24 protein-coding genes are annotated in these 25,071 nt (G+C 53.8%); 16 read left to right on the top strand and 8 right to left on the bottom strand.

The features are described 5' to 3' along the window. The 8 genes from CFLAV_RS10535 to CFLAV_RS10500 form a co-directional block, all read left to right on the top strand. Positions 1 to 468, top strand: a 468-nt coding sequence (locus CFLAV_RS10535) for a WapI family immunity protein (protein ID WP_237712388.1), incomplete at its 5' end; no start/stop codon positions are given. A gap of 19 nt (positions 469 to 487) precedes the next feature. Further along, a complete protein-coding gene (locus CFLAV_RS10530) occupies positions 488 to 1,336 on the top strand; it encodes a deoxyribonuclease IV (RefSeq protein WP_040547903.1) in 849 nt (282 codons plus the stop codon). Positions 1,337 to 1,340: 4 nt separating this feature from the next. Further along, complete coding sequence (locus tag CFLAV_RS10525) at positions 1,341 to 2,633, top strand: family 10 glycosylhydrolase (RefSeq protein WP_007414693.1); 1,293 nt, start codon at positions 1,341 to 1,343, stop codon at positions 2,631 to 2,633. Between the two features lie 400 nt (positions 2,634 to 3,033). Continuing rightward, positions 3,034 to 3,261: a hypothetical protein gene (locus CFLAV_RS10520; RefSeq protein WP_040547898.1), complete on the top strand. Its 228-nt coding sequence runs from the start codon at positions 3,034 to 3,036 to the stop codon at positions 3,259 to 3,261. Continuing rightward, positions 3,246 to 4,649, top strand: coding sequence for a transposase (locus CFLAV_RS10515; RefSeq protein ID WP_083808847.1), 1,404 nt, complete (start codon positions 3,246 to 3,248; stop codon positions 4,647 to 4,649). The genes CFLAV_RS10520 and CFLAV_RS10515 overlap by 16 nt, the downstream gene beginning before the upstream one ends. A 377-nt stretch (positions 4,650 to 5,026) precedes the next feature. Next, positions 5,027 to 6,616 (top strand): aldehyde dehydrogenase (NADP(+)), encoded by a 1,590-nt coding sequence (locus tag CFLAV_RS10510; protein ID WP_007414689.1) that lies wholly within the window; start codon positions 5,027 to 5,029, stop codon positions 6,614 to 6,616. 2 nt (positions 6,617 to 6,618) lie between these two features. Next, a complete protein-coding gene (locus CFLAV_RS10505; protein ID WP_040547889.1) occupies positions 6,619 to 7,494 on the top strand; it encodes an SMP-30/gluconolactonase/LRE family protein in 876 nt (291 codons plus the stop codon). A gap of 114 nt (positions 7,495 to 7,608) precedes the next feature. After that, positions 7,609 to 8,361 (top strand): SDR family NAD(P)-dependent oxidoreductase, encoded by a 753-nt coding sequence (locus tag CFLAV_RS10500; protein ID WP_007414687.1) that lies wholly within the window; start codon positions 7,609 to 7,611, stop codon positions 8,359 to 8,361. Here the strand turns inward: CFLAV_RS10500 and CFLAV_RS10495 are convergent. After that, positions 8,315 to 9,439, bottom strand: coding sequence for an AI-2E family transporter (locus tag CFLAV_RS10495; RefSeq protein ID WP_007414686.1), 1,125 nt, complete (start codon positions 9,437 to 9,439; stop codon positions 8,315 to 8,317). The two genes, CFLAV_RS10500 and CFLAV_RS10495, sit on opposite strands and share 47 nt — an antisense overlap. Before the next feature lie 121 nt (positions 9,440 to 9,560). On the opposite strand from CFLAV_RS10495, the gene CFLAV_RS10490 reads away from it, so the two are divergent. Then, positions 9,561 to 10,109, top strand: a complete 549-nt coding sequence (locus CFLAV_RS10490; protein WP_150107355.1) for a hypothetical protein — start codon at positions 9,561 to 9,563, stop codon at positions 10,107 to 10,109. 46 nt (positions 10,110 to 10,155) lie between these two features. Then, the gene (locus CFLAV_RS32155; RefSeq protein WP_007414684.1) at positions 10,156 to 10,629 is read left to right on the top strand and encodes a DUF3830 family protein; all 474 of its coding nucleotides are present in this window, start codon (positions 10,156 to 10,158) and stop codon (positions 10,627 to 10,629) included. Between the two features lie 196 nt (positions 10,630 to 10,825). Here CFLAV_RS32155 and CFLAV_RS10480 read toward each other — a convergent pair whose 3' ends face one another. Genes CFLAV_RS10480 through CFLAV_RS10470 form a run of 3 tightly spaced genes read right to left on the bottom strand, consistent with a single transcriptional unit; the run spans position 10,826 to position 15,035 of the window. After that, positions 10,826 to 11,944 carry a mandelate racemase/muconate lactonizing enzyme family protein gene (locus CFLAV_RS10480; RefSeq protein ID WP_007414683.1) on the bottom strand — a complete coding sequence of 373 codons (1,119 nt, stop codon included), beginning with the start codon at positions 11,942 to 11,944 and terminating at the stop codon, positions 10,826 to 10,828. 9 nt (positions 11,945 to 11,953) lie between these two features. Further along, positions 11,954 to 13,360, bottom strand: coding sequence for a neutral/alkaline non-lysosomal ceramidase N-terminal domain-containing protein (locus CFLAV_RS10475; protein WP_007414682.1), 1,407 nt, complete (start codon positions 13,358 to 13,360; stop codon positions 11,954 to 11,956). A gap of 19 nt (positions 13,361 to 13,379) precedes the next feature. Then, a complete protein-coding gene (locus CFLAV_RS10470; protein ID WP_007414681.1) occupies positions 13,380 to 15,035 on the bottom strand; it encodes a sodium:solute symporter in 1,656 nt (551 codons plus the stop codon). Positions 15,036 to 15,295: 260 nt separating this feature from the next. Between CFLAV_RS10470 and CFLAV_RS10465 the strand changes: the two genes are divergently transcribed. The 3 genes from CFLAV_RS10465 to CFLAV_RS10455 all read left to right on the top strand — a co-directional run bounded on the left by CFLAV_RS10465 (position 15,296) and on the right by CFLAV_RS10455 (position 18,287). Further along, the gene (locus CFLAV_RS10465) at positions 15,296 to 16,477 is read left to right on the top strand and encodes a glycoside hydrolase family 71/99 protein (RefSeq protein WP_007414680.1); all 1,182 of its coding nucleotides are present in this window, start codon (positions 15,296 to 15,298) and stop codon (positions 16,475 to 16,477) included. A 93-nt stretch (positions 16,478 to 16,570) separates the two neighbouring features. Beyond that, positions 16,571 to 17,290 (top strand): sulfite exporter TauE/SafE family protein, encoded by a 720-nt coding sequence (locus CFLAV_RS10460; protein ID WP_007414679.1) that lies wholly within the window; start codon positions 16,571 to 16,573, stop codon positions 17,288 to 17,290. Positions 17,291 to 17,444: 154 nt separating this feature from the next. Beyond that, positions 17,445 to 18,287 (top strand): mechanosensitive ion channel family protein, encoded by an 843-nt coding sequence (locus CFLAV_RS10455; RefSeq protein WP_007414678.1) that lies wholly within the window; start codon positions 17,445 to 17,447, stop codon positions 18,285 to 18,287. Between the two features lie 3 nt (positions 18,288 to 18,290). Here the strand turns inward: CFLAV_RS10455 and CFLAV_RS10450 are convergent, their stop codons facing one another. Beyond that, entirely contained in the window at positions 18,291 to 18,524 is a 234-nt protein-coding gene (locus CFLAV_RS10450) for a hypothetical protein (RefSeq protein WP_007414677.1), read from the bottom strand. 140 nt (positions 18,525 to 18,664) lie between these two features. Here CFLAV_RS10450 and CFLAV_RS10445 point away from each other — a divergent pair, with 140 nt between their 5' ends. Next, positions 18,665 to 19,306, top strand: a complete 642-nt coding sequence (locus CFLAV_RS10445; protein WP_007414676.1) for a hypothetical protein — start codon at positions 18,665 to 18,667, stop codon at positions 19,304 to 19,306. Positions 19,307 to 19,360: 54 nt separating this feature from the next. Here the strand turns inward: CFLAV_RS10445 and CFLAV_RS10440 are convergent, their stop codons facing one another. The 3 genes from CFLAV_RS10440 to CFLAV_RS10430 are packed head-to-tail and all read right to left on the bottom strand — an operon-like array spanning position 19,361 to position 22,322. After that, a complete protein-coding gene (locus CFLAV_RS10440; RefSeq protein ID WP_007414675.1) occupies positions 19,361 to 20,380 on the bottom strand; it encodes a bifunctional heptose 7-phosphate kinase/heptose 1-phosphate adenyltransferase in 1,020 nt (339 codons plus the stop codon). Between the two features lie 2 nt (positions 20,381 to 20,382). Next, positions 20,383 to 21,489, bottom strand: a complete 1,107-nt coding sequence (locus CFLAV_RS10435; RefSeq protein WP_007414674.1) for a GSU2086 family protein — start codon at positions 21,487 to 21,489, stop codon at positions 20,383 to 20,385. Beyond that, the gene (locus CFLAV_RS10430) at positions 21,486 to 22,322 is read right to left on the bottom strand and encodes an HAD family hydrolase (RefSeq protein ID WP_007414673.1); all 837 of its coding nucleotides are present in this window, start codon (positions 22,320 to 22,322) and stop codon (positions 21,486 to 21,488) included. Before CFLAV_RS10430 ends, CFLAV_RS10435 begins: the two co-directional genes overlap by 4 nt. 51 nt (positions 22,323 to 22,373) lie before the next feature. Between CFLAV_RS10430 and CFLAV_RS10425 the strand changes: the two genes are divergently transcribed. After that, entirely contained in the window at positions 22,374 to 23,471 is a 1,098-nt protein-coding gene (locus CFLAV_RS10425; RefSeq protein ID WP_007414672.1) for a sugar phosphate isomerase/epimerase family protein, read from the top strand. A gap of 53 nt (positions 23,472 to 23,524) precedes the next feature. Continuing rightward, positions 23,525 to 24,832: a hypothetical protein gene (locus tag CFLAV_RS32150; RefSeq protein ID WP_007414671.1), complete on the top strand. Its 1,308-nt coding sequence runs from the start codon at positions 23,525 to 23,527 to the stop codon at positions 24,830 to 24,832. Positions 24,833 to 25,071 lie beyond the last annotated feature (239 nt).

Raw genomic sequence — 25,071 nt, 5'->3', positions numbered from 1 at the left:
GAAGGACAGTTCGCTTTCCCCTATAGATTTATGATTTTTTCATTTGGCCAATCAGAACAGGAGCGCATGGAGATTGACGTTATTCGTTACGAGCGTCAGCCAACCGGGGAATATTCGGATGACAATTGGTTGGTTGTCGAAATCCGCGTTCGAGCGGGAGGGTTTCGAGGTGAAATCTCGGCGACCATCATTACCGCTGAACTATATGAATTTTTGTCAGAGCTTCGTCCTTTGTATGAAACCCTAAAGGGTGTTGCTGAATTAAAAATGATGGAGGAGCAATTAAGCTTGCGCCTGGTTGGTGACGGCAGAGGACAGATTGAACTTTGCGGTGAAGTCATGGACAAAGCAGGAGTGGGCAACCGTCTTAATTTCTCTTTGCACTTTGACCAGTCACAGTTAAACACCTCAATTCGGGAACTTGAAAGGGTCAAATCGCAGTTTCCAATCCGCGAAGAGCAAAAATAAGGCGTAACGACATTCGAGTATGACTTTTGGCGCACATTGCTCAACTTCCGGCGGGCCTCACATGGCGTTGAAACGGGCTGTCTCCATCACGGGGGAAATTTGCCAAATTTTCGTTAAAAACAATATGCAGTGGTTTGGCAAGCCTTATATGCCGGATGATTTGCGATTATATGCGAATGAAGTGGCGGCGAATAAACTTGCGAGCATTTTTGGGCATACAGGGTATTTGATTAATTTGGGAGCACAGGCTTCGGAGAATCGTGAGAAGTCGATCAAGTCGTTGGTTCAGGAAATCAACATGGCGACGGACTTGGGGCTGCCGTTTTTGGTGATGCATCCGGGGGCGCATTTGGGCACGGGTGAAGAGGCGGCGATTAAACAGATTGCGGCGGGTTTGGATGAAGCGTTTCAGGCGACGAAGCATTCACCGGTGCGGATTGCGCTGGAGAATACGGCGGGGCAGGGAACGTGTTTGGGGCATGAGATCAGGCACTTGGCGGAGATTTTTCAGAAGGTGAACCGGCCGGAGCGATTGGGCGTTTGTTTGGATACGGCGCACTTTTTCGAGGCGGGTTATGATTTGCGGACACCGAAAGGTTGGAATGCAGCGATTGGAGAGGTGGAGAATTTTATTGGGGTGAAGCAGGTGCTGGCGTTTCATTTGAATGATTCGAAGACGGACCTTGGTTCGCGGGTGGATCGGCATGCGGGGATTGGGGAGGGAAAGATCGGACGAGAGGCGTTTCGGCATATCGTGAATGATGAGCGGTTCAGGGATTTGCCGGGTTGTTTGGAGACGCCGAAATCTGCGGACATGCATGAGGATGTGGAAAATCTGGCAATTTTGCGGTCGTTGGTGAAACAATAGCGGCATGAACCGCCGCCGATTTCTTAAGTCCAGCCTGGCTGCTGGCTGCGTGCTGCAACTGGCACCACTCAGTTTTGGTGCTGACCAAAAGCCTGTTGATTCAGATAAGCTGATTCTTAGCGCTCCGTTGACCCACTCCGATTGGATGTTGAAGGCGGGAATTCCCTGGGGAATGGAGGGTGTGAAGCACATGCTGGACGCCTGCAAGGCGTGCGGGTGGTCGCGGGTATATTGGCGTGCTCTGGATGGTGGGCGATCGCTTTACAAGAGCAGCCTACTGCGTCCACAGGGCAAGTGGGACGAGGACAATTTCTGGAATCCAAAGAGCGAGGCGGACAAGGCGCTTTTGCAACGTTACACCCCAAGCATGACACCGGAGCAGCGCACGGCGTTGCGCAATAAATTCGAGGCATTGGATTATGCAAACTTCGATAGTTTGGGCACGGCGGTGGAGTATGGACATCAGATTGGATTGCAGATTCATGCCTGGGTATCGATCAACGAAGATGATCATGGTTGGGGGATTCAGAGTGAGTTTTCCAGGAAGCATCCGGAGTTTCGCTGGCGCAAGCGGAATGGCGCGGCGTATCATTCACAACTCAGCTTTGCCTTTCCTGAGGTGCAGAAATACAAACTGGCGATACTTAAGGAGTTGCTGGCGAATTATAAGATCGATGGAATTTTTCTCGATTGGATTCGCACGGGTGATGTGCGGGACAATTCGCAGACCGATGCGGATGGAGTGGCGGATAGCGGTTATGAGGAGCCGTTGGTGAAGCAATTCAAAAAGAAGTTCGGTGTGGACCCGCACGAGGTTTCCAATGGAGATGAGCGTTGGGTCAGGCTGAGAGCGGAACCACAAACTGAATTCATGCGGGCGGTGAGAAAATTGAAGTATTCCAACAACAGGCGGTTGCCCATCGCCGTGATGGTGGGGCATCCATGGCATTACCGTGGGGAGATGAACAAGATTGATGGGAATCTGCGGGGATTGTTGCTGGATGTTGCGACTTGGGCCAGGGAAGGGTTGATGAATTTTGTGGTTGCGGCGGGATATTATCGGGATGGAGGAACTGCGGAAATGGCTTACAAGGCTTTGCAAAAGGAAACCGACGGCAAGGTAAAGGTGTGGAGTTATGGCTGGGTGCCGCAGAGTGTGGCAGACTTTGAGCGTGACTTTGGCAACGCGAAGAGTTTGGGAGCCAAGCAGATATTATTTTGGGAAGCGGACTATATTGATGATCGCGCGCAACGTGCAGAGTTGGAAAAAGCGATGTCGCTACGGGCTGCATGGTGAAAATTTGGGGTGCAGACCCCATTGTTGATTTCCTCCTGAATCTATAAATTTCATACGCTTGCTAGTTATGGTGGTTAGTTAGGTTCGGGGCGGCTCTGAGTGGGGCCGCCCTTCCTTTTTGTACCGAAACTGTTGGTGGTTGGGCGAAGAGCATGGGTTGGAGTCTTGCGGGTGAGGATGCGCCAAACCTGGAAGGTTGGAGGGATTGCGCTGTCCTGTTCCGCTTCGGATGGCGGGGGTTGAAAAGTTGGCATCGTGGGCCGAAGCGGGTCCGTTATTTTTGCTTGTAGCTATAAACATTTCGGTCCTACGGACCTCTGGAGTTTGGCCCCTACTAGATAGAGCCCGGATAATGTTTGAGGTTGGTTGACTTGGTTCTAGTTTGATGACTAGGTTTACCATGAGTCATCCAACCAAAGTTCAATTGATCGAGCGCCAGACCAGCCACCAGTGGTACATCAACTTTCCCGCCGCCATTGCCCAGGCCATGGACTTCTCCAAGGGTGAGCAGGTCCAGTGGACGATTGCCGACAAGGGCCACCTGATCCTCTCCCGGGAGGCGGTGCCTCCGGATCCGATTGATTTAAAAAAAACGCCACCCTCCTCCCCGAAATCGAAGCGCTCATAGCCAGCTTTGCCCCGGCCTGCTTCTCGCCCCAGGCCTGGGCCCGGGCCCGGCGCCATTTGCTCTCGCACCTGGTCTGTTTCGGGCGGCACACCATCACGGGACTGTTGCGCCTGCAGGACCGCACGCAGGCGGACTGGACGGCCGATTACCGGCTCTATGCCGAGGCGCACTTTGAAACCGACCGGCTCTTTGGCGCCATCCGCGCCCAGGTCCAGGAGCAGTTGGCACCCGACGCGCCCCTGATGGTGGCCATGGATGATTCGCTCCTGCGCAAAACCGGCCACAAGGTTTACGGGGGGCGCCACCTGCGCGATCCCCTGAGCCCGGCCTTTCATGTGAACTTTGTGCGCGGCTTGCGGATCCTGCAGATCTCGGCCGCGGTGCCGGCCGCCGGAGGGACCGCACGCCTGATCCCGATCGATTTCCAGCACGCCGCCCTGCCGCCCAAGCCGCGCAGGAACGCCCCTGCTTCCGCCCATGAGGCTTACGAGCAGGAGCGGGCAAAAAAGAACCTCAACCTGGTGGGCCGGGAACGCCTGGCCTTTCTCCGGCAGCAAATGGACCAAAGTGGGGCCTCCCACCGCAGGCTGATGGTCAGCCTGGATGGGCGCTTCACCAACTCCACCGTGCTCAAGGGGGTGCCGGAGCGGACGACCCTGATTGGCCGCGTGCGCAAGGACTCGGTGTTTTTCCATCCGCCAGAGGAGCAGCCCGGCCACGGACGCAAGCGCAAGTATGGCCCGCGCTGCCCCACGCCCGAGGAACTGCTCAAGGATGAAGCGGTGCCGTGGCAACCGGTGGAGGCCCAGGCCGGGCGCCACCCCTTTGAAGTCAAAACCCTGGCCCCGGTTTATACGCAGATGGACCGGGCGCAAAAGCCCCTGCGCCTGGTGGTGGTCAAGCCGGTGCGCTACCACCTGACCAAAACCAAAACCGACCGCCGCAAGCCCGCCTTTTTCCTCTGCACAGACCCGGACCTGCCCCTGGAGAAAGTTCTCCAATATGACCTCTGGCGCTGGGACATCGAGGTCAACTTCCGGGATGAGAAAACGATCCTGGGGGTGGGCCAGGCACAGGTGCGCACCGAAGCCTCCAACCAGAACGCGCCGGCACTGGCGGTGGCGGCCTATGCGGTTCTGCTCCTGGCGGCACTCAAGGCGTATGGCATGGAAGGCAAGCCGGAGAGCTTTCAAAGTCCCCGCTGGGACAAACGCAAGGCCAAGCGGCGCGCGAGCACCAATGACCTGAGGAACCAGCTCCGCTATGAACTCTGGGCCTCGGCAGTGCGCCCCCATTTTCAGCCACTCTCCTCCCGACCATCTCCAGAGCAGAACGGCAGAAAATACGATCTGCCACTCCAATCAGCCCTCTTCTCCTCCATCAGATGAAGAAAGGGGGGCCAAACTCCAGCGGTCCTACGGACCTTCGGAGATTGCGGGTTGGGTTGGAGTGCGTCTGGAGAGTTTGATTTACAAGGGGTGGTTAACTGTTTTGCGAAAGGAGAAAGGGAGCACGGTTCGCGATGATTGGTTCAATTGGCTCCCTGGCGCAGGTTGCCGTCGTGGACGTTCTTAACCGGGAGGGATCAGTTGTATCGGGAGTTGCCAAGCAGTTTTGCAGCTTGCGTAGATACTAATGGCTGAAGCCGCGGTGTTAATGATAGAACCTCAACTCAAATTAACAAAGTTATATGCGACAGCCTTGTTCCTGAAGGAAAGCTTGATTATCCAATAGGGAGGGGACATGGTTTTTGTCCGAACAAATTATGGCTATGGAACTGCACGGGAAAAATATTATTGGTGGCAAGATATCTGCCATGGGGAAGGAGACTTTTACCGGGGTTAATGCTTCGACGGGTGAAAATCTGCAACCGACGTTTCACCAAGCCACCCAGGCGGAAGTGAATGAGGCGCTGGCAACGGCAGCCAAGGCTTTTGAAGACTACCGCAGGTTGCCGGCGGAAAAGATTGCGAGTTTTTTGGAGCGCATTGCGGAAGAGATCATGAAGTTGGGGGATGAGTTGATCCAACGCGCCAGCCAGGAGACAGCACTGCCCGAAGCGCGGCTCATTGGTGAGCGGGCGCGAACGGTGGGGCAGATGAAGATGTTCGCGGAGGTGGTGCGTGAAGGATCGTGGGTGGAGGCATCGATTGACAAGGCCTTGCCGGATCGAAAGCCGCTGCCAAAGCCTGATCTGAGAAGAATGTTGATTCCGCTAGGGCCGGTGATTGTATTTGGCGCGAGTAATTTTCCGTTGGCTTATTCGGTGGCAGGGGGAGATACGGCGTCGGCATTGGCGTCAGGAAACCCTGTGATCGTGAAGGCGCATCCCGCGCATCCGGGCACGTCGGAGATGGTGGCGCGAGCCATTGTGGCCGCGGCAGAAGCCACGGGGATGCCGGCGGGAGTATTCTCGATGGTGCATGGATTGAGCTACGAGATTAGTCTCGAGTTGGTGAAGCATCCGGCGGCGAAGGCGGTGGGTTTTACCGGTTCATTAAGTGGAGGACGCGCGTTATTCAATGCGGCGGCGGCACGGCCAGAGCCAATACCTGTATATGCGGAGATGGGCAGCACCAACCCAGTGTTTGTTCTGCCGGGAGCTTTGAAGAAAAGCGGGGTGACGATCGCGGAAGGATTGGTGCAATCCGTAACGGTGGGTGTGGGACAATTCTGCACCAATCCGGGATTGGTGTTTGGCTTGCGAGATGAGCAGCTCAAATTGTTTGCTGAAAAGTTGGGAGAGTTGGCGTCGACGGTTACTCCGGGCACCATGCTGCATAAAGGCATTTTGGAAAAGTTTCAAAAGGGCAGTGAAAAGGTGACGCAGACGGCGCACGTGAGGGTGCTGGGGGAATCGGCAACGGAACAGGATGGGCGGGCGAGTGCGATGGTATTTGCGACAGACGCGAAGAGTTTTTTGAGCCAGGAAGTTTTGCGCGAAGAATTGTTTGGGCCATCCACGCTGCTGGTGGAGAGCGATTCGGTTGAGCAAATGGAAGAAGTGGCGCGAAACATGCCGGGGCAGCTCACCGCGACCGTTCATGGGACGGAAGTAGATTTGACACAATATGGCAACTTGATTGCCATCCTGCAGCAAAAGGTGGGGCGGTTGGTGTTCAATGGTTTTCCAACCGGCGTGGAAGTTTGTCCCTCGATGCAACATGGCGGACCGTATCCGGCGACCACGGACGTGCGGTCTACGTCGGTGGGAACGCAGGCGATCAAGAGATTTGCACGGCCCATTTGTTTTCAAAATTTTCCTGAAGTCGCGTTGCCCGTAGAGTTGAAAAATAAGAATGTGCGGAATATGTGGCGGCTAATCGATAATCAATGGACGAAAGCGGACGTTTAAGCATGGAACCAGAAATACCGATTGAATCATTCAAAATATTTGCGACGGGGCTGGATCATCCCGAGTGCCTGGCGTTTGATCGTCAGGGTTTTTTATGGGCGGGAGGTGAAGCGGGGCAGATTTATCGCATTGATCCCGAGGGCAAGTTGACGACAGTTGCGAACTTGGGGGCCTTCTGCGGCGGCCTGGCATTTTCTCTTTTGGATGTGTTGTTCGTTTGTTGTCCAGCATTGGGAGTGGTGAAGGTGGACGGTTCCGGTGAGGTGAGTGTTTTTGCGACGCATGCCGGTGAGCACAAGATGATCTGTCCCAATTACGGTGTTTTCGATTCAGCTGGAAATTATTACGTGACCGATTCAGGGAACTGGAGAAAGAACAACGGTTACTTGCTGCGATTTACTCCGGATGGCAAGGGGCGGGTGATCGGAGGACCGTTTGGCTATGCGAACGGGCTGGCGTTGAGCGTGGATGAAAATTTTTTGTTCATGGTGGAGAGCAATACAAATCGAGTGCTGCGATTCGAGTTGAAGCCGGATGGCTTGGCAGGAGAGCCGGAGGTTTATGCGGAGGAGTGCGGACGGTTTCCGGATGGGTTGACGTTGGATGCAGAAGGGAATCTTTACGTATCGTGTTATGCGTCTGATGATATTCATCGCATCACGCCCATGCGGGAAAAGACGCTGTTTGCGTGGGATCCATTTGCGATTTTGCTGGGCAGTCCGACGAACATGGCTTTTGGCGGACCGGACTTCGATGTGTTGTACGTGGCGAATCTGGCTCGGACGACGATCACACGAGTGCCAATGGGAAGGCAGGGTCAGTTGTTGGCGAATCAACGGGTGAAAACAAAGCTTAGACCCCGGCCGAGTCCGATTTAACCTACGAAAAAGCAGTTAACCACGAATGGACACGAATAAACACGAATAGGAATTGCTGAAAGAGATGTGTCACACCGCACCCGCCACGTTTCGGATGTAAGGTGTGCGATTTGAATGGATATGAGATTAAAAGGGAAAGTGGCGATTGTTACAGGTGCGGCTCATGGGATTGGGCGGGGCATTGCGGAAGTTTTTGCGGAGGAAGGGGCGGCGGTGTTCATGGTGGATTTGGATGCAGGTGCGGGGGAAGCCTTCGCGGCGGAGTTACGACATAAGGGACAGGATGTAACTTTCATGCGCGCGGATGTTTCGTCGCCAGCAGAGGTGGCTCGTGTGGTTGAGATGGCGGGAACTCCCGATAAAGGGATTGATGTGCTCTGCAATAATGCAGCCTACATTGGACAGTGGCACAATGCTTTGGAGGCGACGGAGGAGGAGTGGCAGAAAAGTCTCTCGGTGACTTTGATGGGGACGCAATATTTTACGAAGGAAGTGCTGCCGTTCATGGTCAGGCAAAAAGGCGGGTCGATCATTAATATCAGTTCCGTGCAGGGAATGGTGGGAGGACGGAACTCGGTGGCGTATACGACGGTGAAGTCGGGGTTATTGGGGCTAACGCGAAATGTGGCTTATGATTTTGGTCCGCATAATATCCGGGTGAACGTGATTTGTCCGGGGGCGATTACGACGAGGATTTCGCCACCGGTTGGCAGTGAGCTTTACGAGAGGCAAATCAGCAAAACGTTTTTGGGTCGCGTGGGACAGCCACGTGAGGTGGGCAAGGCGGCGTTGTTCCTGGCATCGGATGAATCTTCCTACATTACTGGGGCTGTGATTCCGGTGGACGGGGGATGGACGGCGATGTAGCTGGTTCAGGACCAGGTTCCCTGTCGCCGAGCACATCTTCAATGTAGAGCTTTTTGATCAAAACCATGATGACGGCGAGCATGGGGGTGGCGAGCAGCACGCCCATGAAGCCAAAGAGCGAGCCGAACAATACCATGGCAATGAGGGTTAAGACTGGCGGCAATTCGGCGGCTTTTTTCTGAACGATGGGGATGAGCAGGTGGCTTTCCAGGAATTGCAGCGCAACGAAGAGAAGCAGGACGTAGAGAGCTTTCGTTGGGCTCATCAGGAAAGCGAGCAGGACGGAAATGGTTCCAGCAATGAAAGGTCCGACAAGAGGAATGAAGTCCAGGAAGCCGGTGAGGAAGCCGAGAATACCAGCAAGTGGCACGCCGACGAAGTGCAATCCAATGCCGGTGACCAGTCCGATAATGGTCATGGAGACGAGTTGGCCAATAATCCAGCGTTGCAATAACGATCCAACGTCTCCCAGCACTTCCCGGGCACGAGGCCGTTTATTGACCGGGAAAAGTTTGATAAATCCATTGATGTGAAGACGGGCATTCATCGCGAGGTAAAGACCGATGAAAATAATCAGGAAAAAGCCGGTAATGGCAGTGAAGGTAACGCTGAAGATTCCTTTTGCCTGCCCGAGGATGGTTCTTGCCCGAGGGAGAATATCGTCGGACGTTATTGGTTCGATCAGTTTTTGTCCCCACGGATATTGCGCCAGGTGATGGCGGATTTTGTCGATGGCAGTTGGGATTTGATTGGAAAGCTCATTGAACTGCTCCGAAATAGGGCCGGCCATGAGCCAACCCGCTCCGCCCAGCAGCAGGATGAGCAAGGTGATTACCAGAATTAGAGATGGGATTTTTCCGAGCCGGGTATGTTCCTGGATCCAATTGCTGAGAGTGCGCAGGAAAATGGCGAGAAGAATGCCGGTGAATAGCAGCAGGAGAATGTCGGCCCCGAACCAGATGAGAAGCAAAATAATGGCTGTCCCCAGAACACAGGAAATCACGATCCAGACGCGATGAGTAAATTCGCCGCGGCTTGAGTATGGGACAGAAGGCTTGTTTGTTTGTTGCTCGGGCATGGCCGGTTACCTTGATCCAACTTGAAACTGTGGCATAATCGTCCAAAGTTATAAAAACTCAAGGTAGGGGTTGTTTTGACAGCACTGAGGGGAACGCTAGGATATGGGCAGCGAAAATACCATGAGCGATCCCAATGGCGACCCGAATGTTTGGATGGAGCAGATTAGTCCCACGAAGGTGGCGATTTGGCGGGAGTATATCAGCCACCTTCGTTATCTCAGTGATGAGGTGTGGAAGGGGATGAAACTATTTCTCACGATCAACGGATTTGTTTTAATTCTTATATTTGTGACTGCCGGAGAAAGTTCCAGGTTAGTGGCCGCGGTTCTAAGTATCCTTGGCATTCTGTTAACTCTGACGGCGAGATATATATTGAAACGGAACCGCGTTTATTACCTGCAGATGCTGATGAAGAAGACGTTGCTGGAGAAGGAACTGGGTTTTTATGACGTGAAGTTTGCAGGCACGGAGGTGGATTTGGCTTTGCCGTGGAGGTTGGGGCCGCAAGCAATAGCATTGATTCAGGAAAATCCCGATAAATGGGTGGAGGTGCAGATTCGTGGACCGGGCACGATAGTACGATGGCTGTTTGTGATTTATGAGGTGTTGATGGGACTTTATGGTTTGATTCTGGTGGCGGTACTGGTTTCGGTACTTTCGAAGATGTGAGCGCGGGAGTTTTTGACAGTCCCAGCGAAATGTTTAGGATGGAGCCATGTCAGTAACGCGTCGCAAAATAAAACTTACCTACGTTAACACCGGTGAATCGGTCATCGCGGAGATGCTGGATGACGAGGCACCGAATGTGTGCAAGCACATCTGGGAAAATTTGCCGATTGAGGGAAAGACCATTCACGGGATGTATTCCGGCGCAGAGGTGTTTGTGATGCTGGATAATCCCCAGCCGATGCCGGCGGAAAACATGGCGCAATTGCCGCTGCCGGGAGAGTTGCTATTCTTTTACGACGGCAGTAGTGGAGTGGCGGGAGCGAAGAAGCCGGTGGCAGAATTGGTATTGGTTTATGGACGTGGGGTGGTGTTGCGGGCGCATGAAGGTGTGCCGACGCATTGCAGTTTGTTCGCGCGCATTCCTGGTGATTGGAAATATGATTGGGTGGATTTTGCGAAGGCGTGTCGGCGATCAAGATGGGAAGGACCGCAGGTGTTGAGAGTGGAACGGGCGGATTAGGATTGTCAGGTGGTTGAAGGATTTGGATTTGTGGGTTTGGTCCGCTGGTTGGTGGGAACGATTGGAGATGCTCGCTGAGCTCGCGCCGACGGAGTCGGCAAAGTGTAGGTGATTAAAAAGCGTTTACCTGGGCCTCAGCGCTATCGCGCTTCAGTCCAGGCTGTAACATGGCCAGGCTTTCAGCCCTTAAGGCCAACTAACAGACGCGGTATTTTTCCACTGTCTTTTCGTTGAGTTCGACGCCGAGGCCGGGTTTGGAATTTGGTTGGGCTTTGCCCGCTACGATGGGAAGCGGTTCCACCAGCATATCGTCTTCGTAGAACATGGGGCCGATGATGTCGCAAGGATAGGATTCGGCGTCAATGGCGTGAGTAGCAATGGCGAGGTGAATCATGGCGGCACTGCCGATACCCAGTTCAAGGTTGCTGCCGACGGTGCATTTTAATCCGACAGATTCGGCGAACTGAGCGATTTTGCGTGCGGGGCCGATACCGCCAGCTTTGCCAACATAGATGGAGAAAACATCCGCAGCCTGCAGGTGGGCCAGAGTCATGGCGTCCTGGAGTGAGTAAATGCTTTCGTCGGCGATGATGGGAACCTTGAGTTGCTTGCGCAGTTCCGGGAGATACAACAAGTCTTCGGGCGGAATGGGTTGTTCGGCGAAGTAGATGGAAGAGGCGTATAGTCGTTCAATTGTCGAAGCCGCAACTTCCCGGGACCAGCCGCCATTGGCGTCCACTCCGAGTTTTATTTGTGAACCGATGGCTGCGCGAACGGCGGCGACGCGGGCCACATCCTTGTCGGGTTCGATGCCGACTTTTACCTTCATGGCTTTGAAGCCTTGAGCGACGGCCCAGCGGGCGATGTCGGCGGCTTTGTCGGGTTCCTGTCCGGAGACGGACCATTTGGTGGGGATGAATTCGCGCACTGTGCCGCCGAGAAGTTCGTAAACCGGTTTGCCAGCGGCTTTGCCAGCGATGTCCCAGAGAGCCATTTCGATTCCGGATTTGGTGAAGAAATTTCCGGCGACACCGAGGCGGAATTTGGCCGTCAGAGATTCGATTTGCCTTGGGTCTTCACCTTCGAGCAATGGGGCTAGATAAGTTTTGATGAAATGGGCGGCGGAAACCTGGTCTTCGCCGCTCCAGCGCGGGGTGCAGGAAACTTCACCGAGACCGGTGATGCCGGCATCGGTATGCACCTTGACCAGCAGAAAAGGGGAGACCACGTGGGAACCACCGCGACCGCTGCGGATGGCAAACTCAGGTTTGATGGGAACCTTGATGGGGATGGTTTCGATGCTGGTGATCTTCATGGTGCAATGTCACTTCTTTTCCACGAGCGAATGCAGAGATTGGATGATTTCGCGTTGCAAGGATTCGGCGGCGCTCTGACCGAATGGAGAGTTTTCGACTTCGTAGCCACCTTTGGGCCACTCTTCAGCCGTGGCCATATAGGCCATGCGACCATTGGTGTAGCCGGACATGAAGGTGATGGGAAAAGGAGAATGTTTTTTTACATACATCCCGATTTCGCAGAAGGGCTCAATATTGCAGCCGACGAAGGCGATATCGCCGAAGCGGATTATATGCGTGCGAACGCCAGCGTTGGTTTTGCCGCCGAAATCATCAGCCATGCGGAGTTGGATATCGGCGCGGCGGGCCATGTAGATGGCTTCGGTAATGGCGGGTTCATCATTCCGTGCACGCGCAGCAGTCAGCTTGTCCTTCCAAAATTGCAGCTTCTCGGTGGCAGGTTTCTTTTCCGGCAAGCCTTCGCGCAGAGGGACGGGGACTTCGCAGTCGAGGACTTGCACAGGAGTGCCAGCAATGGTTGCGAACTGTTCATTATACATTCCAAGTGGAGCGCCTGACGGGATTATTTCCTTGAAGGATTCGCCTGAGGGAACGTGGTTCAAGCCGAGGGCGATTTTGGCGACTTCGTGGCCGAGGACGGCGCCGAGTTTGCGGTAAAGTTTGGGATCACCTTGAAATCCCTGGACGGGGCCCTGGTCGCCAGCGGCGCCTTGGAGGAAGAGGCAATGTCCGCCGACGGCTTCCTCGACGACGCGCTTCATGGCACCGGGATAATCGGGTGTGATGAGGCGATTGGGCGGGCCCATGATGGTGGGGTGGCAGGCGTAATTGACCAGAGTGGCAACGGGAGTGCTGTCGAGTTCGTCCAGCTTCACGACGACGACTTCGTGGTCGCATGGGCCGCTACGATTCTTGCCGAGGAACAGGTCACCTTTGGGAGAGGTGGCGCGGCGGTTTACATTGATATGGCATTCACCGCGACCGGAGCGCACCGTCACTTCCTGGAGATTGGCGATGGCTTCGACGGCGGCTTCGGCGCACCAGCGGTAAAGGTTTTCAAACCAGGGTTCCACCATTTCAAAACCTTTTTCGATCCAACTCTTGTAAGGAACGGGGCCGGAATGGGTGTGTGTGGCGGAAGCACGGATGTTTTGAACAGGAAGGCCGGTGGCTTGGCTAACCGTAGCGCGGATGCGGTCGGCGACCTGGTTCGTGAGAATTTGGATATCGATATCCAGGAAGAGCGCGGTTGTGGTGTTATCCGAGAGAGCGAGGGCGGTTACCCAGAGATCCATGTCGATGCCTTCGGCCTGCTCATGTTTTTGAGCGCCCCAGCCGCCGTGGGCGATGTTGGGGGGAGGGTTCGTGCAACGGCGGCCAGTGCCGGCTAGTAAAGGTTGTGGTTGCGAACTCATTGTGAAATGGTATTTAGCTTTACCAAGGATGACAGAAACGGTGCCAGAGAAAGAATCCGTAAATGGATAATACGATAGCGACAAAGAGCAGCCACCAGATCCGCCAATCCTTCAGACCACGATACTGCTGCTGTTCTTCTGGCGGAAGCGTTAGGAATGATTTGTTCCAAATGATGCCCTTGATCTGCTCTTCCGGAGGTGGCGTGGTCACGAGCGAAGTGATGGTCATCGTGAGCATGCAGAAAAACCAGGCGCAGAGGGCGCGATGATTGTAGGTATTGTAATCTCCCAAAAGCGCAAATTGAGTCAGCACCCAGGTGAAGACAAAACCCAAAATAATCGTGATGACTGCGGCCGTGGCCGTGGCGCGTTTCCACAGAATGCCGAGCGTGAAGACCACGGCAAATGGAGGCGCAATGTAGAAGAAGACGGTTTGGATTTTTTCGAAGAGCGGAGTGGTGGTTCGTGTGTAACCAATCGCGATCCAAATGCTGGCGATCAAAACCAGCGTGCCGCTCCAACGGCCGAAGCGGACTTGTTGAGCGTCGGTTACGTCGCGATTGAACAGGCGCTTATAAAGGTCGATGGTGATGATGGTGGAAGCGGAGTTAAGCACGGTGGCCACGTGACCCATCAAGGCGGCGGCCATGCCAGCGAGCAAAAGTCCTTTCAAGCCGGTGGGGAGCAGTTCCTTTACCAGAACCAGATAGGCTTGGTCTGGGTGTGGGAGATTGGGGAACATTTTGAACGCGATGATTCCGGGCACGATGAAGAAGAACGGCATGATGATGTGCAAGAAGCCGGCGCAAACCACGCCGACGCGGGCGTGCCATTCGTTTTTGGCGGCCAGGATGCGTTGCACCATGTGCTGGCTTGTGCAGCTATACCAGATTCCGACTGAGAGAAAGCCGGTAAACAAGCCGGTGGCGGGGAAAGGTTTGTGCGTGATGGGCTTGAACACTTGGAAATGCTCAGGGTTTTGTTGGATGAAGGAGGTGAGGTCACCGGCGCGTCGCAGGGCGAGAATAGGCACCAGAAATCCGGCGATGAGCAAAATCACCATTTGCATCAGGTCGGTCCAGGCGGCGGATTTTAGCCCGCCATAAATTGTATAGACGCCAGTAGTGACGGCGAAGAAAATGATGTAAACAACCACCGGAGAGATTGGGTTGCCGAAAAGGGTGGTGTGAGGCATGAATTTGGCCAGATTGTCACCGAAGAAACTATCGAGCATGATGCCACCGGAATAGAGAGCTCCGGCATTGATGGCGGCGACGAAGCCGATGATGGAGGCGATGGCGAAGATGTAGCGGCAGGCAGGGTTGTAGCGGCGTTCGAGAAATTCAGGCATCGTGGTGACGCCGGTTCGAACGTAGTAGGGGAGGAAAATCAGAATCAGCAGGCTATAAATTATCCAGGCATTCCAATCGCCTGCGGCGAGAACGATGCCATGCTTGTAGGCGCCGCCGACGTTGGAGATGAATTGTTCGCTGCTGATGTCGGCCGCGACCATGGAGGCGCCGATGACAAACCAGGGGATGGTTTTGTTGCCGAGGAAGTAACCTTGAGCAGTATTCTTCCCTTTGCGCGCCACCCAGAAACCGAGTGCCATGGTGGCTACCATGTAAACGGCGAAGATAATGAGATCGAGTAGATGAAGGTGGACCTGATCCATGGTGCTTCCGTTATGAATGAGGTCTGTACATTATGCGTCAGTGTTTAGGGTGCGGCCGAAAATATGGCAAGAAGAATGGTGTGAAAGCTGGGTAAATGAGGTAAGAAACGTAGCTTTAATAAGGAAGTTCAACCACGGATGGACACCAAGCCACACGAATAAGAAGCAGATTAATCTGTGAGGAATGAGCCGTGAGGTGAGCACCGGATGGTGCAGTATTTTTAACTTTTACTACAGATTACGACATTTACATTCATAGTGTGCGATTGATCCAGTTCAAAATTTTACTTTGTGTGGTGGTTTGGGGGCCTGCTTTTTCTGCGTCGGCAAAAGATGCTGAGGCGAAGAACGGTTCGACGAAGCCTTTGGTGCTGGCGTTTTATCATCCGTGGTATGGGACGCCGTGGGGACCGACGGGGAAATGGAAGCAGTGGAGTTCGTTTAAATTTCCGGAGCGGTATCATCCTGAGAAGGTGGTGGATGGGTGGAAGCATCAGATTGCGTCGGGGGATTATCCGCTCATTGGGGCGTATGATACGAGTGATCCGGAGGTGGTGCGGTGGCATTTTCGGTTGGCGAAGGCGGCGGGCATCGATGGATTCTTATGCAGTTGGTGGAATGTGGGAAGGGAGGATGGTTATTGGTCGGAGCAATATAAATTGTTTGAGACGGTTTGGTTGCCGGTGGCGGAGCAAGAGAATTTTAAGATTGGCATCATCGATGAGTGCGCGCATTACATTCATGACTATGGGCAATTGGTTTCGCGGATTACGAATTGTTTGCCACGGTACGCGAAGAGTCCGGCGTATTTGAGGATCAAGGGGCAGCCGGTGTGGTTTGTCTATCAGGTTTGGGAGGACTGGATTACGCCTGAGATCGCGAACAAATATGTGAACGAGACGGAGAAGCAGATTGGAGATGTGTATTGGATTTTTGGAAAGATGAAGGCTACGGCCACGAAGACGGAACCGGGAGCGGTTTTGAGCATTGCGCCGGATTGGCTGGCGGTGGAGAAGATCGATTGTTTTGGGACGTACTCATTGTTTGGCAATTGGCGCGAGACGCGGGAGCCGCAGTTGACGCAGCTGTATCAAGGGTTCGCGGAGAATGTGCGCAAGGCGGGCAAGGAGGTGCAGTTGACTATTTTACCGGGGCACAACAACACGGCAGTCGAGGAGAAGCCTTATGTGGCGGCTCGTGAGCGGGGGAAGGTGTTAAAGAATTTCTGCAAGGCGGTGGATGAGACGAAACCGGAGGTGGCAGTGGTTTGTTCTTTCAATGAATGGTTTGAAATGACGGAGATTGAGCCGGCGGCGAACTGGGATGATCCGTATTTGTATTTGAAGATATTGGCGGAATGGCGGGGGAAGGAGTGGAAAGCGCCGTCGTTGCCGCCGGAGAAGTCGATTGATCCGTTGATAATAGAGAGGGGAAGGAAATGATCGTGTTGCGTATTGCGTGTTTCGTGTAGAGGCAAATTTAGATTCTTAGAAAGTTGTTCACACGCTCCAATGGAAATCGCATAATCTGGCGACATGCACTGGGCGTTTATTACCATGACCCTCGCCATAGCGGGGTTTGTGCAAGGCTTGACGGGGTTTGGGTTTGGATTGGTGTCGATGTCGCTGCTGCCTTTGATCCTGGGATTAAAACAGGCGGCGATGGTGGGGACGATTTATGGGTTGGTGGCAACGGTGGGGACATTTTTTCAGCATTATCGGGAGTTCAACTGGCGGTTGGGAGCGACATTCTTTTTTAGTTCCTGTTTAGGGGTGCCGCTGGGGGTGTATTTCCTGGAAAAGACAAGTGAGGGGATATTGTTGAGAGTGTTGGGGACGTTCATGCTGATTTTTGCGGCGCGTGAGTTTTTTCTGCGGCGAAAGTTGCAGCCGATGCATCCGGCGGTGTCGGTTCCGTTTGGATTATTTAGTGGCAGTCTGAGCGGGGCCTTTAATTTGGGCGGCATTCCGACGGCGGCATATGCGTATGCGCATCCATGGAGCCAAGGGCAGATCATGGCGTTTCTACAGGTGGTGATTACGTCGAGTTGTGTGCTGCGACTGATTTGCTACAGCCAGGTTGGTTATTTCAAGGAGTTTTCGTGGGCGTTGGCGGCGGTGGTGGTGGTGCCGGTGTTTTTGGCGATGGGGTTGGGGCATTTTTGCATGCGGCGGGTTGATCCGAAGCGGATGAGGCAGGGGGTTTTTGTTTTCATTGCGGTGTTTGGCTTTTATTATTTGTTGGTCCATAGGTGAGCACGGGTAGGGGCTGTGGTGATTGGGTGGAAAGAAGGAAGCTGGGAGTCATTTCGATTTGATTCGGGCAAGGGGTTTGCTAATATTAGCACGGGTGCGGAGAGCCTAGCGGCTTTGAATTGGCATCCAAAAAAGTAACTAGAAAATAGCTCATATGGACGTAACGACGAACAGTGTCACCACGACTGCGGAACATCTAAAAACCAGGCTTGTCGATTTTTGTGTAGATCACGGCATGGACGTTATCGCTGCCGCAACTTATTTTTGTGGCGGGGATTTTTGTGTCACGCTGGGTGGGGAGAGTCTTCAAGGCTGGTTGGATAAGCATGATTTGGAACCGCCAGTAAAGACGTTGTTCGTGCGCGTGGTGAAGCTGCTGGTCATGATCGCGGTGCTTTTAATGGTGTTGCAGGTCTTTAAAGTTCCGATTGGTCCGCTGGTGGCAGGTCTGGGTGTGGCGGGCGTGGGTATTGGTTTGGCGCTGCAGGGAGTGCTGAGCAATCTGGTGGCGGGTTTGTTGATTATTTTTACCAAGCCGTTTCGAGTGGGGGAATATATCGAGCTCGCAGGAGTGCATGGGCAGGTCAAGAATATCGAATTATTTTCGACGGTGCTGACGCATTCGGATCTTTCCAATGTGGTGATTCCGAATCGCAAGATTGTGGGGGAGATTTTGCACAATTATGGCAAGATTCGGCAGTTGGATTTGAGCGTGGGAGTGGCCTACGGGACAGATCCGAACAAGGCGATTGCGATTCTGCGGGAGATTTTGGCCAAAAATCCGCGCGTGCTGAAGAATCCTGTTCCAGGTGTCGGTATTTCAATGCTTTCTGATTCGTCGATCAACATTTCGGTGAAGCCGTGGGCGTCACTGAGTGATGCAGGAGCTGCAGGGGCGGAGATTTACGCGGCGATTATTGAACAGTTTCGGGTGAATCAGATTGAGATTCCGTTTCCGCAACGGGAGGTTCGATTGCTGAATCAGGTGCAGGGGTAGGATTTAGCGGGTACTGTTGGTGAGGTGTTTGTCGGTGTGGGAAAACGTAGTGGGATTCTGCAACGTGGAAGATCCCGAAGCAATCGAGAGTCTGGGCGCATTTTCCCTCACCCCGGCCCTCTCCCATTGCAAAGGGGAGAGGGTGATAACGGCTGAGGTGTTTTGATTGATTTGGCGTTGCCGCGCGATTGTCGTCGTGGGTGAAATCGAAGAGGGGAGTTTGGCTTTGAAGGGCATGTTTCTGGCATTAATTCGTGAGAAAAGAGTCTCACTCTCCGAGTATGAGCCAAGAGCGAGCAGGGTATTTGAAGCCAACGAAAGAAGGAGCGCGAGTCATTCGGAACTACCCTATTCCTTTTAATGAGTAGAAATTGTAAATGAAATATAGCCTAGAATTGCGTTCCCGGCCAAAGAGGGAAGAAAGCGTTGCTGAAAAGCATTCACGACTGGTCGCCGCTTTTCAAGGATTGCCCGCCCCATGGACATGGAAGAAGACGGCGCCACCCGCTCCTGGCTTTGGGAGGGAGCTTACCGCGCACTGCGCAATCGGCAAGTGGCTTGGCGATGGATTAAAAGGAAACGTTTTTTACACGTTTAGGAGAGACTTAGTTGATGAACCAGGTCGAGACGACTTTCTAGAAATACAATTCGATGCGAGCACGATTAATTATAAGGAGCTTCTCAACCCGGTTTTTCCCCAGCTCGTTATAGCCTTTGATGCTTATCTCGGATGGCTTCAGCCTGAAGAGTTAATTGAACGGGACTTGGAAACATTGTATGAAATTCGTTTTGATGCAAGAAGCATGGTACATCGAATTTTTCCTGCTTGTTATTTCGATAAAGAACTTTGCGGGCGAGCTTTCAAACTCACACCCACTGAACTATTAGCAAGAGTTTCAAAATTCGTTGAAAGAGCTGAACTGTTAAACAACGGTACAATGCTTGTGCTTTCTTCTAAGCTGTTGGACGTGGATAGCTCCGACCATTTGTCCAAGGCAGTGCGTGACGAAATAAAGTAAGATTTATTACGCTCCAAACAAAATGGATGTTCGTAGATATTATTCGAGACGACATCAATGATAGAGAATGTTCTGTATTTCGTTTGCGGAGGCCGTGCCGGTGGTGGCGAGTTTGTGGATGACGATGGAGGCGGCGGCGTTGGCGAGTTCCAACGCTTCGCGGAGGGTTGAGTGGGAGGCGATGGCGGCGGTGAGGTTGGCGGTTACGGCGTCGCCGGCGCCAACGATGTCGATGGGGCCGCGAACCGGGAGAGCGGGGAGATGGGCGACGGTGCCATCGGGGGAGGCGGCGAGGATTCCGTTTTGAGCGAGGGTGATGAAGCAATTTTGGCCGTGGCGTTTGGCCAGGGCTGAAGCGGAGGTGGCAACTTGTTTGAGTTTCAGTTTTGTGCGCAAACCGGTGAGGGCGGCGAGTTCGGCGGCGTTCATTTTTAGGCAGACTGGCGGAAAGTTTTTAAGGCCGAGGCGGCTGTCGGCGAGGATGAGGAGATGGGGGTGCTGCTTTACGATGGAGGTGATGGCTTTGAGGACTTTGGTTGTGATGACGCCGGTTTCGGGAATGCTGACCTGGTCCATCAGGATGATGGCATCGACTTTGGGGGCGATGGAGTGTAGAGCGGAAATGATTTGCTTCTGGAGCAGAAGAGGCGTTGGGGACCAGTTTTTGACGTCGAGGCGATTTAGTTCTTTTGGAGTTTTCCCCAGAGAGATTACCAAGGGTTTGGTGTAGGTGAAGGTGCGTCGATGTGGCGTGGAGATGAAGTGGGTGGTATTGACGCCTTTGAGTTGCTGCAATGATTTGCGGAGTTCGAAGCCTTCGCCGTCCTCGCCGCAGAAACCGACGGCGTGGACTTCGCCAATGCCCAGTGCGACGAGATTATTCAGGATGGTTCCGGCGGCACCGGGTTGGGAACGAATGTGGGTGATGTTATGGACGGTGAGGTTGGTTTCGATGGAAACTTCGGATTTCGTCGGGTCGATTTCGAGATAGCGGTCGAGGCAGAAATCGCCGATGACTGCGATGCGGAGCTTACGATATTGGCGGGTGAGGGATTGGAAGCGGGCTGCATCCATGGTTACTTGAGCAGGTGATAGAGATTGTGGAGGAAGGCGACGTTGTCGAGTTGGAGATAATGCATCGTGCCGCCCATGCGGGAGAAGCTTTTGCAGAAGCGGAGATAGTAAGCGGGGTTTTCTTTGGGAGGTTCGCCTTTGGTCCAGTCCCAATTCCCGCCGTCCTGGAGGTCGACGATGTAAAAGGTATGGTTGTGGACGATGGCGCGGCCGTTTTGCAGGCGGATGTTGTTGACGCAACTGATGCTTTTTTCGAAGACCTGCGGGGCCATGATGGCGGAGCCGACGGAGAGGACGAGGCCGCCTTCGAGATTATCCACGGCAGTGCTGAGGAGACGGAAGTCGATGTCGGCGGCGCGCCCAATGGCGGCACCGTTGAACATGGGGTGATTGGTGATGATGTCGTAGCCGATGCCGGGATGGACGGTGAGGGGAACACCGAGGCGAAAGGCGTTGCCGAGGACTGAGTGTTGTTTCCAGGGATGTGGAACAGAGATGCGGTCAGCAGGGAGATTGTGGGTCACCATGGCTTGAAGCAATTCCGTGCGGGCGGGTGTGAGCGGGTGGGTGGGATGTTTGCAAATTAGTTCGATAAGGGAGTCGGTGGATGGAAGTGTGGTGCCTTCTTCCATGATAAAACGGCCGAGGCTTTGGCCGTAACCCTGATTTTCCAGGGCACCGGCGAGGAGGGCGAGATGGATGTTGCGACCGGTTTCATCCCAGGTGCCGAAGGTGCCGGTGGCGACGTTTTTCTTCACGCTTTCGGTGGAGCGACCAAGGAAGGAGAATTCCCAATCATGAATGGTGCCGGCACCGTTCGTGCCGAGGTGGGTGATCCAGCCGAGTTCCATCAAGGCGTTCATGATGGGTGCGCCACCGTTTTTGATGATGTGGGCGCCGTAAAGCAACATGACGCTGGCGCGCTTCTTGTGGGCCGTGGCGATGCTTTTGGCTGTTTCCCGAACCACCTGCATGAGGTTGTTGGGAAGAGCGGGCGGGGGAGCGTCGAGATTGATGAGCGTGTCTTCGATGGTGGCTTCGCTGAGCCGTTGCTCGAGGGGAAACACCTTGAGTTGCTTGAGGTCGAGTGGGGTGGGGAGCTTTTTCATCGCTGGAGAATCATTTTGAGCAGTGTGGCGGCATCCCGATAGTCCGGAATGACGACGTCGGCTCCCGCTTTGAGGAGTTGCTGGCGTTTGTGGGGGTCCATTTTGCCTGAACCATTATCGTCCTCATCGCTGGCTACCGCAACCGCCAAACCGCCAAGTTCGCGGGTGTGGAAGATTTCCACGGGACCATCGCCGAAGGAAAGGAGGTGGTGGCCTTCGATTTTTTCGTCGCGCAGGAGGCGGTCGAGGACAATGCGCTTGGAGAGTTCGTTGGAATCCGGGCGGCTGCCGTAAATGTGTTGACCGAAATAGTGAGCCAGGTTGAGCAAGGCGGCTTCCTCCTTGACGCGGTGTTCGATGGTGCCGCTGAGGATGATGAGCTTGATGCCTTGTGCGTGGAGTTGGTCGAGGAACTTGCGCGCGCCGAAGACGACAAAATCATCCTTCGAGGCGCGGCCAGTCAAAATGAGGTTGGTGCGCTCTGCGATGATCTGGTCGAGGCGGGATTGATAGTCGTGCAAGAGGGCTTCGGGAGAAGGAGATTGGGCACCGCGAGCGTGGACGAGTTCGGCGAAGCGGTTGGTCTGGAAGATGGTAGGCTTGCCGTTGAGCGAGAGAATTTCACCGAGCAGAAAATTATGGATGGTAGCTTCGGTTTCGCCTGGAATAGTGGGGTAAAGCGGGCGGAAAAGTTGATACATGAGTTCCGGCCAACCGTGGCGCAGCCAGGAGAGCGTGCCATCGAAATCGAAGACCACATGGCTGATTTGCGGGCGGGGAGAAAAGCTGGGGGTGAATTCAACCGGGCCAGTGAACGTTGGCACAGAAAACATTTGCTCGTCAGTAAAGAGAATTTTGCTTAAAAGTCAATGACGCGACCTCCTATGGAAACGAATAATTATAATTCTGATCGACGCACTTTTATTAAAACTGTGGCCACGGCAAGCGCTGGAATAGCTTTGGTGGGGACTGCTGAAGCGGAGAGTCAAACTCCCAGCGGAGCCAAAACGGGGATCAAGCTGGGTTTTGACAACTTTTCCATCCGGGCGATGGGATGGAAGGCACCCGAGTTGCTGGATTATGCGGCATCGTTGAAATTGGATTCCATTTTGATTTCTGATTTGGATGCGTATGAGAATTTCAGCGAGTCGTATTTGAAGGATGTGAGGGCGAAGGCGAAGGATGTGGGAGTGCAGATTCATGCGGGAACGTGGAGCATTTGTCCGACTTCGAAGTTCTTTAAAAATAAATGGGGAACGGCGGATGAGCACCTGGCATTGGGGATTCGAGTGGCGCAGACTTTGGGGTCGCCAGTATTGCGGGTGATCTTGGGGATGCAGGATGATCGCAAGACCGAAGGCGGGATTGAGGCGCGCATCAAGGACACGGTGAAGGTGTGCAAGGCGGGGCGGAGCCGGGCGATGGATGCCGGGGTGAAGATTGCGATCGAGAATCATGCAGGTGACATGCAGGCGTGGGAACTGGTGAATTTGATCGAGGAAGCAGGGAAGGAATATGTCGGGGCGACGCTGGATGCCGGGAATGCGACCTGGACGCTGGAAGATCCGATGGAGAGTTTGAAGATTTTGGCGCCGTATGTGTTGTCGACCGGATTGCGAGATTCAATGGTTTGGGAGTACGCGGATGGTGCGAAGGTGCAGTGGACGGGGACCGGTGAGGGATTAGTCGATTGGAAAGTTTATTTTAAAAAGTTTGGGGAGGTCTGTCCCGGTGTGCCGGCGCATTTGGAGATCATTTCAGGATTTTCAAAGGAGTATGCTTATTTGAAGCAGGAGTTTTGGCAGCAGTATCCGAAGGCCAGGGCGAATGATTTCGCGAAGTTTTTGATGATGGCGAAGCGTGGGCATGCCATTGAGCCACATCATTCAGCCGACAAAACGGCAGAGCAGGAATATCAAAAGAGTGAGTTGGAGCGGAGTTTGAAGTATTGTAAAGAAGTGCTTGGGCTGGGATTGCGCTAGCCGGCACTGAATTTGTTGTAATGATACCGAGGTTGAAGCTCAGGATACTGAGCATGTTGTTCACGGTTGCCCTGGTTGTGGCGATTGGTTGGCTGGTAACGCGCGAGCCTAAACCGGTGCCGACGTGGAGTTTGCCGGATGGCTCGGTGATGTCGCTGGCAGGGGTGACATACGGAGCGAAGCATAAGCTGCGGTACGATAACCGCTGGCAGGATTATGCGGCGGCCTTACTGCCGTCGAAGTGGCAGGCGGGATTGGGTTCAAGAATTGCATCGCACAGACCGAGTGGTTCGAATGCGGTTGTCGTCTGGTTGTGGCAGGATAATACGGCGAAAAATAGCACCATACCGGGGATGTCGGTGTATCTGGCGACGGCGGATGATAATGGATTGGAGGGACAAGTGCAGTATGGTCCCGATGACTCGTATTCGTTACCAAATGGAAAGACGCTCACAGGTTGGGAGTTAAGGCAGATTCCACGGACGTCGAAGGAAATTGGAGTTCGGATTTATAGAACCCTGGGAAGTCATCTGGAGCCGGTGGGGGAGTTTAAGATTCCCAACAAATCGCGAAAGCCTGGTGTGGCATGGAAGGCGGAGGCGTTGCCGGCGACCCGAAAAACGAATGAATTGGAGGTCACACTGGTCAGATTGAAAACTGGATTGACCGGACTTGAAGCGGGAATAGGCAAGGAGAAAAATGCCAAGGCGTATACCCTCGCGGTATTCGAATTAAAGGATAAGGGGGAAGTAACGAAGAAATGGCAGGTTACGGGGATTGAGGCAGTTTCTCCGAATGGGGAGTTTCGCGAGGGGGAAAGTTCCAACAGTTCGTGGAAGGGGCAGCAACAGTATTATTTTTTTCCAGGAGCATTGTGGCTGGATGAGCCGGCGTGGAAGTTGAAAGTGCAGGTGACACGGTCGGAGGATTATCCGGCGGAGGAGCTTTGGACGATCAAGGGTGTGCCGGTTCCCGGTGAAAAGGGGATTGTGAAGTTTCAGGCGCAAACAAATATTTACGGTGCGGAAATCGGTTTTCAAGGGGTGAGCGCTGCCGGGGCGAAGGTGCCGGAGGACTGGATTGAATTTCCGCGTGAAACCGGTCTGCACGTGGTTGCGCCAAGTTCGATGTCAGACACGCATCTGAAACTAATCGAGGTGAAGGATGATCAAGGAAGAAAGGTGGAAGTACGGGGTGTTTTCAGCGTGGGAAGCACGGGAGGGCGAGGGGCAACATTGAGGGAGATAAATTACGCGTTTGGAGTTCAGATTCCGAAGGATGCGAAAAGTTTGGATGTGACGTTTGCGTTTACGAAGAGTTGGGAGGTGGAGTTTTTGGCGGAGCCGGTGATGGGGGATTAGTGTTGCGTGTTGCGTGTTGGTTCGCGGCAGTGCGGGTGAAATGATTTTAGAGTTCTGGTGGGCAAGGCTTGAGCGGAGCTAGCTTTGCTTTCGATAAAAGAAACAGCGACGCGGTGTGGCCGTGCCGCTGTTATAACATTTCTCAAAATGAATGTCGGAAAGGGAGCGAGCTGTTGGCCGCCTCATGGGTTGGGGGGCGTGGGAGTCACCCGAGGCGGCGCGGAGTCCGGGCGCATCTT

Source organism: Pedosphaera parvula Ellin514 (assembly GCF_000172555.1).
Taxonomy (GTDB): Bacteria; Verrucomicrobiota; Verrucomicrobiia; order Limisphaerales; family Pedosphaeraceae; genus Pedosphaera.
Note: the sequence above shows the minus strand (reverse complement) of the source record. Positions and strands in the feature narration are given on the sequence as shown.

What these genes read in the sequence shown, in the direction of transcription:
- CFLAV_RS10530 (WP_040547903.1), top strand. Translation starts at nt 488, where the DNA reads ATGACTTTTGGCGCACATTGCTCAACTTCCGGCGGGCCTCACATGGCG.
- CFLAV_RS10525 (WP_007414693.1), top strand. Translation starts at nt 1,341, where the DNA reads ATGAACCGCCGCCGATTTCTTAAGTCCAGCCTGGCTGCTGGCTGCGTG.
- CFLAV_RS10520 (WP_040547898.1), top strand. Translation starts at nt 3,034, where the DNA reads ATGAGTCATCCAACCAAAGTTCAATTGATCGAGCGCCAGACCAGCCAC.
- CFLAV_RS10510 (WP_007414689.1), top strand. Translation starts at nt 5,027, where the DNA reads ATGGCTATGGAACTGCACGGGAAAAATATTATTGGTGGCAAGATATCT.
- CFLAV_RS10505 (WP_040547889.1), top strand. Translation starts at nt 6,619, where the DNA reads ATGGAACCAGAAATACCGATTGAATCATTCAAAATATTTGCGACGGGG.
- CFLAV_RS10500 (WP_007414687.1), top strand. Translation starts at nt 7,609, where the DNA reads ATGGATATGAGATTAAAAGGGAAAGTGGCGATTGTTACAGGTGCGGCT.
- CFLAV_RS10495 (WP_007414686.1), bottom strand. Translation starts at nt 9,439, where the DNA reads ATGCCCGAGCAACAAACAAACAAGCCTTCTGTCCCATACTCAAGCCGC.
- CFLAV_RS10490 (WP_150107355.1), top strand. Translation starts at nt 9,561, where the DNA reads ATGAGCGATCCCAATGGCGACCCGAATGTTTGGATGGAGCAGATTAGT.
- CFLAV_RS32155 (WP_007414684.1), top strand. Translation starts at nt 10,156, where the DNA reads ATGTCAGTAACGCGTCGCAAAATAAAACTTACCTACGTTAACACCGGT.
- CFLAV_RS10480 (WP_007414683.1), bottom strand. Translation starts at nt 11,944, where the DNA reads ATGAAGATCACCAGCATCGAAACCATCCCCATCAAGGTTCCCATCAAA.
- CFLAV_RS10475 (WP_007414682.1), bottom strand. Translation starts at nt 13,360, where the DNA reads ATGAGTTCGCAACCACAACCTTTACTAGCCGGCACTGGCCGCCGTTGC.
- CFLAV_RS10470 (WP_007414681.1), bottom strand. Translation starts at nt 15,035, where the DNA reads ATGGATCAGGTCCACCTTCATCTACTCGATCTCATTATCTTCGCCGTT.
- CFLAV_RS10460 (WP_007414679.1), top strand. Translation starts at nt 16,571, where the DNA reads ATGCACTGGGCGTTTATTACCATGACCCTCGCCATAGCGGGGTTTGTG.
- CFLAV_RS10455 (WP_007414678.1), top strand. Translation starts at nt 17,445, where the DNA reads ATGGACGTAACGACGAACAGTGTCACCACGACTGCGGAACATCTAAAA.
- CFLAV_RS10450 (WP_007414677.1), bottom strand. Translation starts at nt 18,524, where the DNA reads ATGCCCTTCAAAGCCAAACTCCCCTCTTCGATTTCACCCACGACGACA.
- CFLAV_RS10445 (WP_007414676.1), top strand. Translation starts at nt 18,665, where the DNA reads ATGAAATATAGCCTAGAATTGCGTTCCCGGCCAAAGAGGGAAGAAAGC.
- CFLAV_RS10440 (WP_007414675.1), bottom strand. Translation starts at nt 20,380, where the DNA reads ATGGATGCAGCCCGCTTCCAATCCCTCACCCGCCAATATCGTAAGCTC.
- CFLAV_RS10435 (WP_007414674.1), bottom strand. Translation starts at nt 21,489, where the DNA reads ATGAAAAAGCTCCCCACCCCACTCGACCTCAAGCAACTCAAGGTGTTT.
- CFLAV_RS10430 (WP_007414673.1), bottom strand. Translation starts at nt 22,322, where the DNA reads ATGTTTTCTGTGCCAACGTTCACTGGCCCGGTTGAATTCACCCCCAGC.
- CFLAV_RS10425 (WP_007414672.1), top strand. Translation starts at nt 22,374, where the DNA reads ATGGAAACGAATAATTATAATTCTGATCGACGCACTTTTATTAAAACT.
- CFLAV_RS32150 (WP_007414671.1), top strand. Translation starts at nt 23,525, where the DNA reads ATGTTGTTCACGGTTGCCCTGGTTGTGGCGATTGGTTGGCTGGTAACG.